This is a genomic window from Microbacterium sp. Leaf151, assembly GCF_001424225.1.
Lineage (GTDB): Bacteria > Actinomycetota > Actinomycetes > Actinomycetales > Microbacteriaceae > Microbacterium.
The window spans coordinates 258,162-274,101 of the sequence record NZ_LMOR01000001.1 but is presented as its reverse complement, the minus strand read 5'-3'; the positions used below and the strand labels follow the sequence as shown (position 1 = coordinate 274,101).

Below are 15,940 nucleotides of genomic sequence, written 5' to 3'. Positions count from 1 at the left end.
ACGGCCCTGGAAGCCTATTTTGGAATACCAAACGTCGGTTTCTTCGCACGTCCCGCTCCTGTCAGGATGGAGGCGTGGACGACGACATCGACGCGACCGGCAGGCGCATCGCGCACATCCTGCGCGAACGCATCATCACCGGCGAGATCGACATGGGGCATCGCCTCGGCGAGCGCGACATCGCCGAAGAGCTCGGCGTCTCGCGGGTCCCCGTCAGGGAGGCGCTGCACGTGCTCGAGGCCGAGGGGTTCGTGTCGTCGGCGCATCGCCGTGCCGCCGTCGTGCATCGCTTCACGGTCGACGACGCGAGAGAACTGTTCGACATGCGCATGCATCTCGAGCCCTACGCCGCAGCGCTCGCCGCGGAGCGCGCCGCCGCGGGTGCCGACACTGCAGCGCTCCGGGCCGCGCTCGACGTGGCGCACGTCGCCTCGGTCGAGGCCGCCTCGGCGTCGTCGCGGAACTCCGACCTGCACGACGAGATCTTCGCCCTGGCCGGTCACGCTCTTCTCTCGCGGATGAGCGGCCTGCTCACGGGGCGCACGCGATGGCTCTTCCGGCTGACGCCCGAACGCGACACCGTCGGCCGGTGGGACGAGCACGCCGAGATGGTGGAGGCGATCGTCGGAGGACACGTGTCGCTGGCGCAGACCCTCGCCGCCGCCCACGTCGAGCGGGCGCGCGTGGAGTCGATGCCGGGCTTGACCGAGCGCCTTCCGCCCGTCGAGCAACCCGCGCGTCGCCGCCGAGCGCGCAGCGTCGCCGCCGAGGCGTGACCCGTGCTGCGCGTCGTCAAACGCGATCCCTGCGCATAAACGCTGCCTCAGCGTGTTTCCGCGCAGGAATCGCGTTTATGCGTGGGGGGGTGCCGCGCCGCGTCCGCCCCCACTCGAGGCCCGAACGCCGGCGTCGCGCTCGCCGCATCGTCGCGGAGGCGCAGGGGCCGGTCCCTTCGACAGGCTCAGGGACCGAGGTAGCAGCAGGACGTCAGATCAGGCCCAGCTCCGCGAACGCGTTGTGCACGCCGTCCTCCAGGACCGCGGTCGTGACACGGCCAGCGAGGCGCTGCAGCTCGGGTTCGGCGTTGCCCATCGCGACGGGCGTGCCGACCACCTCGAACATCTCGACGTCGTTCCAGCTGTCGCCCATGCCGATGGCATCCGTCGCCGACAGCCCGAGCACGTCGAGCACCTCGGTGATGGCCGAGCCCTTGGTCACACCCGCCTGTCCGATCTCGCCGTTCGAGCCGCCGGGCAGGGGCATCGAACCGGGGATGACGTGGAAGCGGGCGCCGAGCTCGGCCGCGGCGTGCGCGACGGTGTCGGGGGAGGGGCTGACGAACACCGCCTTCGCGACGCGGTCGCGGTCCACCTCGTCCACGGCACGCAGGTCGCGCTGGCGGTGTTCGATGTCGGACGGCAGCCCGAGCGCCTCGAGTTCTTCGACCCGCTGGGCGTGGCGGGCGCGCAGGAAGTCGTCCATCGTCTCGGCCATTCCGGGCGAGGCGTGCACGGCGTCGTGCGTCTGAAGGAAGTAGTGGATGTCGTGGGCTCGGAAGTACGCCTCCAGGGCGTCGACGTCGCCGCGAGGAAGGGGGCGCTCGACGAGCGTCTCGCCGTCACGGGTCGCGTAGGCGCCGCCGTTGGAGATCGCGCCGTCGAAGCCGATGGCCATGACGTCGGGGTGGATGTCGGCCTCGGCGCGGCCCGTGCACAGCCACACGAGGTGGCCGTTGGTGCGGGCCTGGCGGATGGCCTCGACCGTGGAGGGCGCGATCACCGAGCCGTGCTCGAGGATCGTGCCGTCGACGTCGAGGAAGGCGATGCGGGTCATGGTGCACTCCAAAGGGGCGGCCCCGGGCCCAGAGGGCCCGGGGCCGAACCGGACGGGGGTCAGCGGGTGAGGGATGCGCCGTTGGATCGGATGACGTCGGCGTACCAGCCGAACGACTTCTTCCGGTAGCGATCCAGCGTTCCGGTTCCGTCGTCGTTTCGGTCGACGTAGATGAAACCGTATCGCTTGCTCAGCTGAGCGGTGCTGGCGCTGACGATGTCGATGCAGCCCCACGAGGTGTAGCCGAGCACGTCGACGCCGTCTTCGAGTGCCTCGCCGACCTGCACGAGGTGGTCGTTGAGGTAGGCGATGCGGTAGTCGTCGACCACGGTCTTCTCGCCGTCGACCTCGACGAGCTGGTCGCGCGCGCCCAGGCCGTTCTCGACGATGAACAGCGGTTTCTGCCAGCGGTCCCAGAACTGGTTCAGCACCAGGCGGAGCCCCACCGGGTCGATCTGCCAGCCCCACTCGCTTGCTTCGAGCGTGGGGTTGGCGATGCCGCCCATGATGTTGCCCTCGCCCTCGGCGCGCTTCGCGGGATCGGCGGTCTCGGCGATCGACATGTAGTAGCTGAACGAGACGAAGTCGACGGTGTTCGTCAGATCGTCGCGGTCCTGGTCGGTGATCTCGAGGGCGATGCCCTTCTCGCGCAGCGTCCGCAGGAAGTACCCGGGGTATTCGCCGCGCGTGTGCACGTCGCCGTAGACGAGGTTGCCGTGGTCGGCATCCATCACGGCGCGCGCGTCGTCGGGCGACGGGGTCAGCGGGTAGATCGGCATCGATAGCACCATGCAGCCGACCTTGGCCTCGGGGGCCACCTCACGGGCGATCCGGGTGGCGCGGGCGGATGCCACGAGCTCGTGGTGCATCGCCTGGTAGAGCTGCTGCTCGGGCACGCCGCCCTCGGGGATCGGGATGCCGCCGCTCATGAACGGCGCGTGCAGCAGCGAGTTGATCTCGTTGAACGTGAGCCAGTACTTCACGCGTGAGCCGAAGCGCTCGAGGAGCGTGCGGGCGTAGCGCTCGTAGAAGCCGATCAGCTCGCGGTTCGTCCATCCGCCGTAGGCCTCGGCCAGGTGGAGGGGCGTCTCGTAGTGCGAGATCGTCACGAGCGGCTCGATGCCGTGCTTCTCGAGCTCGTCGAGCACGCGGTCGTAGAAGGCCAGACCCTCTTCGTTGGGTTCGGTCTCGTCGCCCTTCGGGAAGATGCGGCTCCACGCGATCGAGAACCGGTAGACGCCGAAGCCCATCTCGGAGAAGAGCGCGATGTCCTCCGCGTAGCGGTTGTAGTGATCGATGCCGACGAGCTTGAGGTTGTCGGGCGTGGGGCGGTCGCTGCGGGGAGCCGAGATGCCACGGGGCATCACATCCTGCACCGACAGGCCCTTGCCGCCCTCGTCGTACGCGCCCTCGATCTGGTTGGCGGCGGTCGCGCCGCCCCAGAGGAAACCGTCGGGGAAGGGGGTGTTCGTCATTGTTCGTGTCTCCGGGGGATCAGCGGGCGGTGGTGAGGGAGTCGACCGAGACGGCGCGGAACAGCGTCTCGCCATGCGAGAGGGGTCCGGATGCCACGTCGGCGACGTCGGGGTACAGGTCGCCGTTGGTGACGATGACCGGGGTGATCAGGTCGTATCCGGCCTTCTCGATGGCGGCGCCGTCGAACTCCACGAGCAGGTCGCCCGCTTTGACCTCGGTGCCGGACTGCACCTTCAGGGTGAAGTGGCTGCCGCCGAGTTTGACGGTGTCCAAGCCCACGTGGATGAGCAGCTCGACGCCGTCGGTGCCCCGCAGTCCGATCGCGTGACCGGTGGGGAAGGCGGCCACGACCGTGCCGTCGAAGGGGGCGTAGACCGCGCCCGAGGTCGGACGGATCGCAACGCCCTTGCCGAGTGAGCCGTCGGCGAAGGCGGCATCCGGAACCTCGGCGAGGGGCACGACGGTGCCGTCGACGGGGTTTCGCACCACGGTGTCGGTGGCCACGGCGGGAGTCGCGGGGGCGGTGGCGTCGACCGGGTCCTTGAAACCGAGCAGGACCACCAGCAGGAACGGCACGATGATCGCGACCGCGAGACCGATGCCGAGCATGACCATGTTGCCGTTGCCGAGCAGGGCCGGCAGAGCGAGACCGGAGGGGACGACGAACGCCGTCGAGAAGACTCCGCCCATCGCGATGAGCGCGCCACCGAGCGCGCCACCGACGATGCCGAAGGCGAAGGGGCGCTTCAGCGGCAGGTTGATGCCGTAGATCGCGGGCTCGGTGATACCGGCGAGGAAGCCCGAGAGGGTGGCCGGGGCGGCGAGCGAGCGCAGGTTCTTATTGCGGGTGCGCACGAGCACACCGGCGACCGCGGCGGCCTGGGCGAGGACGGCGGCGAACACCGGACCGATGAGCAGGATCTGACCGGTGGTCTGGTATTCGAGCTGGAACAGCGGCACGAGGCCCCAGTGCAGACCGAAGATGACGAAGACCTGCCACAGGCCGCCCATGATGGCGCCGCCCAGCCAGGGGAGGGTCTGGAAGACCCAGCCGATACCGGCCGCGAGGCCACCACCGACGAGGCTCGAGATCGGGCCGATGACGAGGAACACCAGCGGCACGGCGATGAGCACGACGATCATCGGCGTCAGGAAGCGGCGAACGGCACCGGGGAGCACCTTCAGCAGGAAGCGCTCGGCGTGGCTCTGCAGCCACACGATGATGATCACCGGGATGACGCTGGAGACGTAGCTGACCATCGTGACCGGGATGCCGAAGAAGGTGATGTCGGGCTGGCCGTTGAGCGCGACGATGGAGGGGTAGACCAGGGCCGCGGCGATGGCGAACGAGGTGAACTCCGACGCCTTGAAGTACCGGGCCGCGGTGATCGACAACGCGATCGGGAGGAAGTTGATCAGCGCGTCGGAGAGGGCGTTGAGGATCGTGTAGGTGGTGGTCGTGGCATCCAGCCAGCCGAAGGTGACGGCCGCGGCGAGGAACGCCTTCAGCAGGCCCGTGCCGGCCAGCGCCCAGAGGATGGGCGTGAAGATCGCCGAGATCATCTTGATGAAGCGGTTGAAGAGGTTGCCCTTGGGTCCCTCGTCGTCGCCTTCGCCGCCCGCGCCGCCGAGCTTTGTCTGCGCCTGGATCGCGGCATAGACGTCGGGAACGTCGTTGCCGATCACGACCTGGTACTGCCCACCCGCTTGCGCGGTGGTGATGACGCCCGGGGTGGCGCGCAGGGCTGCGGCATCCGCTTTGCCCTCGTCCTTCAGCACGAACCGGAGCCGCGTGGCGCAGTGCACCATCGAGGTGATGTTCGTCTCTCCGCCGACGCCGGTCAGAACCGCCGCCGCTGTCTTCGCGTGATCCACCATCGGAATCCGCCTGCCTTTCGCCGCTTCGGTGCGGCCTGTTCGAATGTTCTGTGGCGACGACCCCGGGTGTTTTCGGGCAATAAAAAAGACCCGAATCCGTTCATCGCTCGTCAGCGATGTGGATTCAGGTCTTGCCCGCTCGCGCGGTAACAATCCGGAAATCGTCGGCAGGTGTGAGCCTGCGTCGGCGACTATAGCACCGGTGCGTCGGGTCCGCCAGAGGTGTCTGCGCGACCCAGGCTCGTCGCGAGGCGCTCGACGTGCACCGTGAGGTACAGCACCTCCTCGTCGGTCAGGGTCGACCCGGTCGCCGCGAGCACGTAGGCCTTCACGGCCTCGGCGATACCGAACGCACGGGGGTAGCGGTGCTTCGCGAACTCGAAGAACGACGAGTCGCCGCTGGTGAGCATCGCGCGGTTCACGAGACGCTGCAGCAGGAAACGCACGTGCAGGATGAACCGCGCATAGTCGGGGCTGTCGGTGTCGAGCGTGACGCCGAGGCCGGTCTCGACGGTGCGGACGACGTGCTGCACCCGGCGGAAGAGCAGCGCCGCGGTGCCGTTGGGTTCGTCGCGGGTGGCGTTGAGCAGGTGCATCGTGAGGAACACCCCCTCTTCGGGCGGGAGCTCGCGATCGAGGGATGCCGCGATCGAGGCCGCCATGTGCTCCGCCGCGCGGGACTCGTCGGGGTGGAGGATGCGCAGCTCGGGCATCGAGGTGCCGGGGATGCGGATGCCCTGGTCGAGGCGCTCGATGACGTAGTTCACGTGATCGATGACCGCGAGCGGAAGGCGCCGACCCAGATCGCGACCGAGCTCGCGCTCGGCTTCGTCGACGGCGTGGAGCACCGCCTGCACGAGTGCGTACGGAGCATCGGTCAGCAGCTTCTGCGCGTGCGCGGTGTCGGTGGCCTGGTCGAGCACGAAGGTCTTCTCGACCTTCGCGGGGTCGACGCGCCCCTCGTGCTTCAACTGGAAGCCGATGCCCCGGCCCATCAGCACGCGCTCACGGCCGTCGGCGTCGATCGCCACGACGACGTTGTTGTTCAGCAGCTTCTGCACGCCGCCGGGCGGGATGGAGGCGTCACCGGCACCGGGCATGGGATGCAGTTTAGAGCGGTGGCCGGGATGGCGGTTGGTCCGCATCGCGCCGTCGGACACAACGCAGGAGGTTCGGTGGACGGATGCAGGGGGACGCCGTCATCGCCGGGTTCCGCGTTACCGCGGGCTTGGAATCTCCTGCGTTGTGTCCTGCCGGCGAGGGTGCGAGGCGCCCAGCCGCGGTGCAGGCGCGCCCCGGTACCCTGGAAACCATGACCGACCAGCCCCCCGTGCGCACCACCACACCCCGGCAGGCGCGCCCCGCGGGGGCCCCGGCCGACACCGCCGTCCGCGAGACGCGGCCGAAAGACACCGGCATCCGCCAGGTGCGACCGAAGACCGAAGGCTGGCAGCAGGCGAAGGACGAGACCGGTCGCCCGCTCCTGCAGTTCGCCAGCCCCAAGCGCGGCAAGCCGCCCGTGCACCTCGCCGACCTCACGCCCGTCGAGCGCGTGGCGAAGGCGAAGGAGCTGGGGCTTCCCGGCTTCCGCGCCAAGCAGCTCGAGAAGCACTACTTCACGCACTACACCTCAGACCCTGCCGACATGACCGACCTGCCGGCATCCGGTCGCGACGAGCTGGTCGCGGGAATGCTCCCGCCGCTGCTCACCGAGGTGCGCCGACTCGAGACCGATCGCGGCGACACCATCAAGTTCCTCTGGAAGCTGCACGACGGTGCGCTCGTGGAGTCGGTGCTCATGCGCTACCCCGGCCGCATCACGCTGTGCGTGTCGAGCCAGGCCGGGTGCGGAATGAACTGCCCGTTCTGCGCGACGGGGCAGGCGGGCCTGACCCGCAACATGTCGGCGGCCGAGATCATCGAGCAGATCGTGCGGGCGAACGCCCTCATCGCCGCAGGCGGACTGGGCGGAAAGAAGAGCACCGACCACTCGCTCGATCGCGTGTCGAACATCGTCTTCATGGGCATGGGTGAGCCGCTGGCCAACTACAACCGCGTCATGCAGGCGGTGCGCGTCATGGTCGACAAGGACCACGGGCTCGGCATGAGCGCCCGCGGCATCACGGTGTCGACCGTGGGGCTCGTCCCCGCGATCAAGAAGCTCGCCGACGAAGACATCCCGGTGACCTTCGCCCTGTCGCTGCACGCCCCCGACGACCACTTGCGCGACGAGCTCATCCCGGTGAACTCGAAGTGGAAGGTCGATGAGGCACTGGATGCCGCGCGCAACTACTTCGACAAGACCGGCCGTCGCGTCTCGATCGAATACGCCCTGATCAAAGACATGAACGACCACGCGTGGCGTGCCGACCTGCTGGCCGAGAAGCTCAACGCCCGCGGCCGGGGGTGGGTGCACGTGAACCCCATCCCGCTGAATCCGACTCCGGGCTCGATCTGGACGGCATCCGAGGTGCCCGTGCAGAACGAGTTCGTGCGGCGCCTGAACGACGCCGGAATTCCGACGACCCTGCGCGACACCCGCGGCAAAGAGATCGACGGGGCGTGCGGCCAGCTCGTGGCGACCGAGGACGACGAGGCGGCTGCCGCGGTCACGCCCGTCGGTTGAGACCGTTCCGGGCGCCACGGGCGTCAGACGTGCGGCTTGTGCCGGCGCAGATCGTCGAGCGCCTGCCGGGCGTGCGCGTCCCGCGTGCGACGCGCGGCTTCAAGGTCGCCGCGCCCCGCGGTCGATGGTTGCCAGGACTCCTCGGCACATCCGCAGACTCCGAACGAGCCCGCCCCGCCAGACTGAGGGCATGAGCGAGAGCGTCGTCGAAGTCGAGAATCTACGCAAGACCTACCGGGGCGGCGTCGAGGCGCTGCGCGGCGTGACATTCGACATCCGTCGTGGCGAGACGTTCGCGCTGCTCGGACCGAACGGCGCGGGCAAGAGCACCGTCATCGAGATCCTCGAGGGGTACCGCGACCGCACCGGAGGCGACGTGAGCGTGCTCGGCGTCGACCCGCACCGCGGCGGTCTCGACTGGAAGGCGCGCCTCGGCATCGTGCTGCAGAACACGGGCGAGGCGCCCACCGCGAGCGTGCGGGAGCTGCTCGCCCATTTCGCTTCGTTCTACCCGCGGCCGCGCGACGTCGACGAGGTGATCGCGTCGGTGGGGCTGACCGAGAAGGCGAAGGTCAGCGTCCGCAAGCTCTCGGGCGGACAGCGTCGCCGCGTCGACGTGGCGCTCGGTATCGTCGGTCGTCCCGAGTTGCTGTTCCTCGACGAGCCCACGACGGGGTTCGACCCCGAAGTGCGGCGGCAGTTCTGGGACCTGATCCGCGATCTGCAGCGCGAGGGGACCACCATCCTGCTCACCACCCACTATCTCGACGAGGCCGCCGAGCTCGCGGAGCGCGCAGCCATCATCGTCGGCGGGCAGATGGCATCCGTCGGTCGTATCGACGAGCTGGGCGGGCCCGACGCGCGGGTGCCGCTCGTGCGGTGGCGCGAGGGTGGAGTGACGCGCGAGGAGCGCACCGACGACCCGGGAGCGTTCGTTTCCGCCCTGTACGCCCGAGGCGGCGAGCCGGAGCGGCTCGAGGTCGTGCGTCCGAGCCTCGAGGACGTGTACCTGTCGTTCCTCGGTGCCGACGAGCGCCGCACTGCCGCCGCGGGCGGTGCCGCGTGAGCCGGGTGCTGCGGCTGGGGGCCGCGCGCGTCGCGTTCGAGGTGCGCGCGTACTTCCGGCAGGGCGACTCGGTCTTCTTCACGTTCCTTTTCCCGGTGATGATTCTGCTGATCTTCGCCGTCGCCTTCGACGCGCAGACCTTCGGCCCGCCCGGCGACGAGGTGGATGCCGCGCAGTTCTACCTCCCCGCCATGCTCGCCGCCGGTGTGCTGCTGTCGGGGCTGCAGAACATGTCGATCGACATCGCGATGGAGCGCAGCGACGGCACGCTCAAGCGCCTCGGCGGGACCCCGCTGAGCCCGGTGTCGTACTTCATCGGCAAGCTCGGCCAGGTGCTGGTGACGGGCTTCCTGCAGTCGGTGCTGCTGATCGTGGTCGCGGCGGTGTTCTTCGGCGTTCCGTTGCCGACCGAGCCGGAACGGTGGCTGACGTTCGCGTGGGTGTTCCTGCTGGGCGTCACCACGTGCGCGATCCTCGGCATCGGGCTGTCGGCGCTGCCGCGCACCGGCCGCAGCGCCACCGGCGTCGTCATCCCCATCGTGTTGCTGCTGCAGTTCATCTCGGGCGTCTACATCAACTTCGCCGCCCTGCCGGAGTGGCTGCAGAACGTCGCGAGCGTCTTCCCGCTGAAGTGGCTCGCGCAGGGCTTCCGGTCGGTGTTCCTGCCCGAGAGTTTCGCGGATGCCGAGCCCTCGGGCTCGTGGGACCACCCGCTCATCCTGCTGGTGACCCTGCTCTGGCTGGTGGTCGGGCTCGCTCTGGTGCGGGCGACGTTCCGCTGGATCCGCAAGGACGCCTGACGCGGCGCAACGCATCCGCGCCCAACGCATCCGCGTGCGCGGCGGCCGCACGCGGGCGGCCCCGCACTGTTCTCTACGCATAAACGCTTTCGGCGACGATAAACACGCTCTCCTCGCGTTTTTGCGCACAGATCGCGTTTATGCGTGCGGGGGCGGACGCCGCGACGCTCGCGCGGGGTGAGCGCTAGCGGTTCGCGTTTCTCGGGGGAGGGCGGGGGATGCCGCGGCCCCGGTGTCGGAGGGGAGCGTTAGCGTGGAGGGATGGTTGGTTATCGCTACCTCGGAAACAGTGGATTCAAGATCTCGGAGATCACCCTCGGCAACTGGGTGACCCACGGGTCGCAGGTCGGTAACGACGCCGCGATCAAGACCGTGCACGCCGCGCTCGACGCGGGCATCACGACGTTCGACACCGCCGACACCTACGCCAACACGGCGGCCGAGACGGTGCTGGGCAAGGCCCTCGAGGGTCAGCGGCGCGAGTCGCTCGAGATCTTCACGAAGGTGTACTTCCCCACCGGCCCCATGGGGCCCAACGACACCGGTCTCAGCCGCAAGCACATCATGGACTCCATCAACGGGTCGCTGAAGCGTCTCGGCACTGACTACGTCGATCTCTACCAGGCACACCGCTTCGACTACGAGACGCCGCTCGAAGAGACGTTCCAGGCGTTCGCCGACGTCGTGCGCCAGGGCAAGGCGCTCTACATCGGCGTGTCCGAGTGGACCGCCGAGCAACTGCGCGAGGGTCACGCGCTCGCGAAGCAGCTCGGCATCCAGCTCATCTCGAACCAGCCGCAGTACTCCATGCTGTGGCGCGTCATCGAGGGCAAGGTCGTGCCGACGAGCGAAGAGCTCGGCATCTCGCAGATCGTCTGGTCGCCCATGGCTCAGGGCGTGCTGAGCGGCAAGTACCTGCCCGGTCAGCCGGTGCCCGAGGGCTCGCGCGCGACCGACGAGAAGAGCGGCGCCACCTTCATCAAGCGGTTCCTGCGCGACGAGACGCTCGAGGCCGTGCAGCGGCTCAAGCCCATCGCCGACGAGGCCGGGCTCGGCATGCCGCAGCTCGCGATCGCGTGGGTGCTGCAGAACCCCAACATCGCTGCGGCGCTCGTCGGTGCCTCGCGTCCCGAGCAGCTCGCCGACACCGTCAAGGCGTCGGGTGTGACCCTCGACGCCGACACCCTCGCCGCGATCGACGCGGCCCTGGGCGACGAGGTGTTCTCCGACGCCGAGAACACGTACGAGGTCTCGCCGAAGCAGCGCCTGGTCTGAGGCACGAGCGACAGCGGGTCGGGCGTTCGCGTCCGGCCCGCTTCCGCGTGTGGGGGCGTCTGACGCCGCGCTGCGTGGGCGGTGGCTTCGGGCGGTGGCTGTGGGCCCTAGCCGTAGCCGTGGGCCGTGGGCCCTAGGCGGTGAGCGGTGGGCCGCGTGCCGCGTGCCTCGTGCCGCGGCGCCCGGCGCGGCGGATGACGAGACCGCATCGGATCGTCGAGACCGCATTCGATTGCACCCCAACGGATGCGGCCTCGGCGAACGACTGCGGTTTCGACGGCGCCGACGTCCGGCCGGGCCGCGCGCCTGGCGCCGACGTCCGGCTGGGCCGCGCGCCTGGCGCCGACGTCCGGCCGGGCCGCGCGCTTGGCGCTGACGTCCGGCCGGGCGGCGCCCGCGGCGCTGGGCAGCGCCTCAGGTGCCGCTCAGGAGCGGGCAGGGATGGCGACGTACCCTGTGCGAATGTCCTTTTCCGCTCACCGGCCCGGCCGCTTCGGCTCCGACGGCCGCATCGAGTTCACGACGGACGAGGAACGCGAGCAGTATCTCGATGACATCCTCGCCGCGCAGAACTCCGCCGCGCCGCATTCGGCCGAACCTGCCACCGCCCGGCAGGAGCACGCCTCCGAGCCGTGGGACGCACCGCCCGCCGACGACGAGCCGCGCGATCCGTTCGTCGACGACGAGACCCTCCGCCTCGACCGAGATGCTTCCGAACCGTCTCCCGACGACGAGACCGTCCGCTACGACCGCGATACCGCGGCATCCACTCCCCACGACGAGACCCTCCGCCTCGACCCCCCACCCGCGGCATCCGTGTCCGACGATGAGACCCTCCGCTTCGACCGCGAGCCGGTCGGGGTCGCGCCGGAAGCTCGCGCGCCGCAGCCCGAAGCGACACCGAGTCCGATGGCATCCGAACCCCGCCAGCCGCGTCTGCGCCGCCACGATCCGCGTCGGCCGCGCCTCTCGCTGATCCGGAGGATGGCCGTTCTCGGCGGCGCAGACAACGACGTGCTCGACGAGGTGCCCGAAGAGGTGCCGCGCTTCGTGCAGATGTTCCTCGTGCTCGGGGGCACGGCCCTCGTCTCGGCGCTGTCGATGATGTTCGCGCTGATGACCGGCGTGCGCGTCAGCATCCTGCTGGCGATCCCGCTCGCCATCGTGTGGGGCCTCATCATCTTCAATCTCGACCGCTTCCTCACCTCGACGATGCGCTCGACCAAGAACGTCTTCCGGCTGCTCGGCCTCGCCCTCCCCCGTGTGATCATGGCCGCGCTCATCGGCATCGTGGTGGCCGAGCCCCTCGTGCTGCAGGTGTTCCAGAACGACATCGTTCGCGAGGTCAACTCCACGAACGTCACCCAGGCTCTGACGGACCAGGATGCCGTGACCAGCGGCCCCGAGAAGCAGGCGCTCGACGCCGCGAGTGCGCAGGTGTCGGCGCTCGAGAATCAGGCCGCCACCGGCGCGGTGACCGGCACCTCCTCGACCTCAGCGGAGTCGGCAGCGGCGCAGCAGACGGTCGACCAGCTCACCCAGCAGCTGGCGGCGCAGCAGACCGTGATCGACCAAGCGCGGGCGGTGTACCAGTGCGAACTGACCGGCCAGGGCGCCGGGACCGTCCCCGGGTGCACCGGTGTCGCCGGAGACGGCGCGAGCTCCGACGCCGCACAGGCGCAGCTCGCCCAGGCGCAGTCGGCGTACGACTCGCTGTCGACGCAGCTGCAGCAGGCGCAGTCCACGCTCGCGGCCGCCAACACCGCGGGCACCGAGGCTGCGGCATCCTCCGCAGAGTCCAACAAGCAGCAGGCGCAGGATCAGCTTCCCGCCGCCCGGGCCCAGTACGAATCGGCGCTCGCGGCGTACAACGCGCGCGCCGAGTCGGTCGCTGACGGCAACGCGGGGGCGGTCGGCCTGCTGAGCCAGATCACCGCGCTCGAGCGCCTGTCGGACCGTGAGCCGGTGCTGCGCTGGGCGCACTACCTCATCGCGGCGCTGTTCTTCATGATCGAACTGCTGCCGGTGATCGTGAAGGTGCTCACCAGCTTCGGCGGTCCGTCGTTGTACGAGAAGGCCGAGAAGATGCGCGGTCAGATCGCCCTTGACCGGGTATCGGCCCGCACGTACCGTAAGCGCGCCGACATCATCGCCGACGAAGCCAACCGCGTACCGGCGGCGGTGACCTGATGGTCGTCTGGAGCGCGGGACTGCTGCTGTACCGGCTCACCCCCGCGCCCCAGGTGCTCATCGCGCACATGGGCGGGCCGTTCTGGGCGAAGAAGGACGCGGCCGCGTGGTCGATCCCGAAGGGGGAGTTCGACCCCGACACGGAGAGTGCTCTGGATGCCGCCCGGCGCGAGTTCCGGGAGGAGCTCGGAGCCGAACCGCCCACCGTGGAGTGGGCCGAGCTCGGCACGTTCGCGTACTCGAGCGGCAAGAAGGTCGTGGTGTTCGCCGGCGACGGCGCCGGGTTCTCGGCATCCGGGTTCACGTACGGCACCTTCGAGCTGGAGTGGCCGCCCCGTTCCGGCAGGATGGCCTCGTTCCCCGAAGTTGACCGCGCCGAGTGGATGGGTCTGGATGCCGCCCGCGAGGCCCTCGTGAAGGGTCAGCGTCCGGCGATCGATGCGCTGGCCGCCGCACTCGAGGCCCTGCCCGGCTCCTGACCCCCTCTGCGTGGGGGAGTCGGTCGAGTGTCCAAGACATGCCGCGTCCTTGCTCGCCACGCGGCGTGTCTTGGACACTCGTGCCTTCGGGCCGCGACCGTGCCTTCGGGCCGCGACCGTGCCTTCGGGCCGCGACCGTGCCTTCGGGCCGCGACCGTGCCTTCGGGCCGCGACCGGGGATCGGGCGCGTCCGGAGGCGGCACTGTGCGGAGCGCAGAGGGCTGAGGCTGTTGAGTGTCCTCGAAACGCCGCTTCCCGCCCCGCCACGCGGCGTGTCTTGGACACTCGACCGGGGCTTCGGGCCGCGACCGGCGACCGGGCGCGTCCGGAAGCAACGTCGGGCGCCGCGGGACGCGGGCCCCGTGCTGCCGGTGCGAGCTGTTGAGCGTCCAGGACACGCCGCGCGGCTGCCTCGCGCGCGGCGTGTTGTGGACACTCGGCGGGGATTCCGGCTGGGGTCGAGGGGCCGCGCCGCGCGCCGCGGGACAGGAGCCCCGCGGCGCGAGCCGGTCACGGGCGCAGCAGCACCTTGCCCACGCGGGGCGAGTCGCTCGCGGTGACCGCGTCGACGATGTCGTCGAGGCCGAAGGTGGCGGCGACGGGGAGGGTCACGGTTCCGTCGGCGAGGTAGCGCGACAGTTCGCCGAAGAGGGCGCCGCGGGTGGTGGCATCCATCGTCTTGCTGACGACGCTGCCCCAGAAACCCTTCACGGTGGCCTGGCGGAAGATGATGTCGCCCGCCGAGAGCTCGAGCTTTCCGGCCCCCATCGACCCGAAGATCACGAGGGTGCCGTTCTCGGACAGCAGCGAGAGCACGTCGTTGCTGGTCGAACCGCCGACCGAGTCGACCCCCGCCACGATGCGGGCGCCGTCTGCGAGCGCGAGGGCCTTGTCACGCCAGTCGTCGGCGTCGGTCGAGACGACGTTGTCGATGCCCTGCTCGGCGAGCTCGGCGACGGCGCTCTGGCGGCGCACGAGACCGATGACGTGGATGCCGCGGGCCTCGGCGATCTGCGCGACCATACGGCCGACGGCGCCGTTGGCGGTGTTCTGCACGATCCAGTCGCCGGGATGCAGGTCGAGCGAGTGCAGCAGGCTGATGGCGCTGAAGGGCATCGACACCAGCTGCGAGGCCACCTCGTCGGACAGGCCCTCAGCCACGGGGATCAGGCCCGCGGCCTTGGCGACGACCTGCTCGGCCCAGACGCCGAAGGTGCCGCCGGTCGCGACGCGCTGACCGACGGTCAGACCCTCGACGCCCTGGCCGAGCTCCTCGATGATGCCCACGGCCTCGGTGCCGGCGCGGGCGGGCAGCTCGGGTGTGAAGCCATAGGTGCCGCGGATGGTCCACAGGTCGTGGTTGTGGATGGGCGACAGGAGCACGCGCAGGCGCACCTCACCGGGGCCGGGCGTCGGGTTCTCGACCTCTTCGGCGCCGAGGACGTCGGCCGGTTCGCCGAACTCGTGGTGGATGACTGCGCGCATGGAATGCCTCCTGTGGTTATTTTGTAACGACCGGTCTAATATAGACCCGGGGTCGGTCAACGCAACCGCGAGGACCCTGAGCCCGTCGAAGGACTCGGACCCGCCGCGGGTTCGATGGCGTCGACAGGTTCAGCCACCTCGGTCTGCCACGGAGGGCCCTGAGCTCGTCGAAGGGTCCGGGCGCAACGGGGGACCAGGAGAGGAAGTGAGCATGGGCAGGATGCCGACGTTCGAGCGCTCCGCCGTCGTCGACGCCGCGCGCGACGTCTTCTGGCAGCGCGGATACGCCGAGGCGGGCATCGCCGAGCTCGAGGAGGCGACGGGGCTCACCCGCTCCAGCCTCTACAACGCCTTCGGCAGCAAGCGCGGACTGTTCGACGCGGTGCTGGCCGCCTACCTCGACGACGTCGTGCGCACGCGTCTGCGGCCGCTCGGCGGGGGAGACCCCGGCGCCCTCGAGGCGTACGTCGACGACATGCGCGCGGCCATCGAAGCCGACGCCCCCCGCGCGCGCCTCGGCTGCCTGCTGCTGAACGCCGGTTCGTCCCCGCTGGCGTCCGACGACGCCGAGGTCCGCGCCCTCGTCTCGGGCTATGCCGCCGAGATGCGCGCCGCCATCCACTCCGCCGTCGCCGACCGCCGACCCGACCTGGCCCCGGATGCCGTGGGCGCGCTCGCCGCGGTCTGTGCCTCGCTGGTGGTGGCCGGTCTCACCCTCGCGCGCGCCGATCGCGACGCTTCGTTGGCGACGTTGGCATCCATCCCGACGACGCTGGAGTCGTGGGGCCGGCCCTGACGCGCCCGCGTGAGTCGCCGGGTTCTGTCGCCGGAA

General features: G+C 69.9%; 13 protein-coding genes. 8 read left to right on the top strand and 5 right to left on the bottom strand.

Annotated elements, in window-relative coordinates; translation table 11 throughout:
• Positions 1 to 74 precede the first annotated feature (74 nt).
• Complete coding sequence (locus ASF76_RS01115) at positions 75 to 776, top strand: GntR family transcriptional regulator (protein WP_055951699.1); 702 nt, start codon at positions 75 to 77, stop codon at positions 774 to 776.
• Between the two features lie 211 nt (positions 777 to 987).
• Here ASF76_RS01115 and ASF76_RS01110 read toward each other — a convergent pair whose 3' ends face one another.
• The 4 genes from ASF76_RS01110 to ASF76_RS01095 all read right to left on the bottom strand — a co-directional run bounded on the left by ASF76_RS01110 (position 988) and on the right by ASF76_RS01095 (position 6,287).
• Complete coding sequence (locus ASF76_RS01110) at positions 988 to 1,833, bottom strand: Cof-type HAD-IIB family hydrolase (RefSeq protein ID WP_055951697.1); 846 nt, start codon at positions 1,831 to 1,833, stop codon at positions 988 to 990.
• Positions 1,834 to 1,892: 59 nt separating this feature from the next.
• Positions 1,893 to 3,308 carry a glycoside hydrolase family 1 protein gene (locus ASF76_RS01105; RefSeq protein ID WP_055951694.1) on the bottom strand — a complete coding sequence of 472 codons (1,416 nt, stop codon included), beginning with the start codon at positions 3,306 to 3,308 and terminating at the stop codon, positions 1,893 to 1,895.
• A 19-nt stretch (positions 3,309 to 3,327) separates the two neighbouring features.
• The gene (locus ASF76_RS01100) at positions 3,328 to 5,187 is read right to left on the bottom strand and encodes a beta-glucoside-specific PTS transporter subunit IIABC (RefSeq protein ID WP_200936064.1); all 1,860 of its coding nucleotides are present in this window, start codon (positions 5,185 to 5,187) and stop codon (positions 3,328 to 3,330) included.
• 191 nt (positions 5,188 to 5,378) lie between these two features.
• Entirely contained in the window at positions 5,379 to 6,287 is a 909-nt protein-coding gene (locus ASF76_RS01095) for a PRD domain-containing protein (RefSeq protein ID WP_055953286.1), read from the bottom strand.
• Positions 6,288 to 6,499: 212 nt separating this feature from the next.
• On the opposite strand from ASF76_RS01095, the gene rlmN reads away from it, so the two are divergent.
• The 6 genes from rlmN (at position 6,500) to ASF76_RS01065 (ending at position 13,623) form a co-directional block, all read left to right on the top strand.
• Entirely contained in the window at positions 6,500 to 7,813 is a 1,314-nt protein-coding gene (gene rlmN, locus ASF76_RS01090; RefSeq protein WP_082484778.1) for a 23S rRNA (adenine(2503)-C(2))-methyltransferase RlmN, read from the top strand.
• A gap of 190 nt (positions 7,814 to 8,003) precedes the next feature.
• The gene (locus ASF76_RS01085) at positions 8,004 to 8,879 is read left to right on the top strand and encodes an ABC transporter ATP-binding protein (RefSeq protein ID WP_055951691.1); all 876 of its coding nucleotides are present in this window, start codon (positions 8,004 to 8,006) and stop codon (positions 8,877 to 8,879) included.
• On the top strand, positions 8,876 to 9,679 hold the full coding sequence (locus tag ASF76_RS01080) for an ABC transporter permease (RefSeq protein ID WP_055951688.1): 804 nt from the start codon (positions 8,876 to 8,878) through the stop codon (positions 9,677 to 9,679). Before ASF76_RS01085 ends, ASF76_RS01080 begins: the two co-directional genes overlap by 4 nt.
• A 261-nt stretch (positions 9,680 to 9,940) precedes the next feature.
• The gene (locus tag ASF76_RS01075) at positions 9,941 to 10,954 is read left to right on the top strand and encodes an aldo/keto reductase family protein (protein WP_055951685.1); all 1,014 of its coding nucleotides are present in this window, start codon (positions 9,941 to 9,943) and stop codon (positions 10,952 to 10,954) included.
• Between the two features lie 462 nt (positions 10,955 to 11,416).
• Positions 11,417 to 13,144: a DUF4407 domain-containing protein gene (locus tag ASF76_RS01070; protein ID WP_055951682.1), complete on the top strand. Its 1,728-nt coding sequence runs from the start codon at positions 11,417 to 11,419 to the stop codon at positions 13,142 to 13,144.
• On the top strand, positions 13,144 to 13,623 hold the full coding sequence (locus ASF76_RS01065; protein ID WP_055951679.1) for an NUDIX domain-containing protein: 480 nt from the start codon (positions 13,144 to 13,146) through the stop codon (positions 13,621 to 13,623). The genes ASF76_RS01070 and ASF76_RS01065 overlap by 1 nt, the downstream gene beginning before the upstream one ends.
• A 510-nt stretch (positions 13,624 to 14,133) precedes the next feature.
• On the opposite strand, the gene ASF76_RS01060 is transcribed toward ASF76_RS01065, so the two are convergent.
• A complete protein-coding gene (locus ASF76_RS01060; RefSeq protein WP_055951676.1) occupies positions 14,134 to 15,108 on the bottom strand; it encodes a zinc-binding dehydrogenase in 975 nt (324 codons plus the stop codon).
• Between the two features lie 211 nt (positions 15,109 to 15,319).
• Here ASF76_RS01060 and ASF76_RS01055 point away from each other — a divergent pair, with 211 nt between their 5' ends.
• Positions 15,320 to 15,904 carry a TetR/AcrR family transcriptional regulator gene (locus ASF76_RS01055; RefSeq protein ID WP_055951673.1) on the top strand — a complete coding sequence of 195 codons (585 nt, stop codon included), beginning with the start codon at positions 15,320 to 15,322 and terminating at the stop codon, positions 15,902 to 15,904.
• Positions 15,905 to 15,940: the final 36 nt, after the last annotated feature.

Excerpts from the sequence above, each read along its gene's own strand:
- ASF76_RS01110 (WP_055951697.1), bottom strand. The coding sequence starts at position 1,833 with ATGACCCGCATCGCCTTCCTCGACGTCGACGGCACGATCCTCGAGCAC.
- ASF76_RS01105 (WP_055951694.1), bottom strand. The coding sequence starts at position 3,308 with ATGACGAACACCCCCTTCCCCGACGGTTTCCTCTGGGGCGGCGCGACC.
- ASF76_RS01100 (WP_200936064.1), bottom strand. The coding sequence starts at position 5,187 with ATGGTGGATCACGCGAAGACAGCGGCGGCGGTTCTGACCGGCGTCGGC.
- ASF76_RS01095 (WP_055953286.1), bottom strand. The coding sequence starts at position 6,287 with ATGCCCGGTGCCGGTGACGCCTCCATCCCGCCCGGCGGCGTGCAGAAG.
- rlmN (WP_082484778.1), top strand. The coding sequence starts at position 6,500 with ATGACCGACCAGCCCCCCGTGCGCACCACCACACCCCGGCAGGCGCGC.
- ASF76_RS01085 (WP_055951691.1), top strand. The coding sequence starts at position 8,004 with ATGAGCGAGAGCGTCGTCGAAGTCGAGAATCTACGCAAGACCTACCGG.
- ASF76_RS01075 (WP_055951685.1), top strand. The coding sequence starts at position 9,941 with ATGGTTGGTTATCGCTACCTCGGAAACAGTGGATTCAAGATCTCGGAG.
- ASF76_RS01070 (WP_055951682.1), top strand. The coding sequence starts at position 11,417 with ATGTCCTTTTCCGCTCACCGGCCCGGCCGCTTCGGCTCCGACGGCCGC.
- ASF76_RS01065 (WP_055951679.1), top strand. The coding sequence starts at position 13,144 with ATGGTCGTCTGGAGCGCGGGACTGCTGCTGTACCGGCTCACCCCCGCG.
- ASF76_RS01060 (WP_055951676.1), bottom strand. The coding sequence starts at position 15,108 with ATGCGCGCAGTCATCCACCACGAGTTCGGCGAACCGGCCGACGTCCTC.
- ASF76_RS01055 (WP_055951673.1), top strand. The coding sequence starts at position 15,320 with ATGGGCAGGATGCCGACGTTCGAGCGCTCCGCCGTCGTCGACGCCGCG.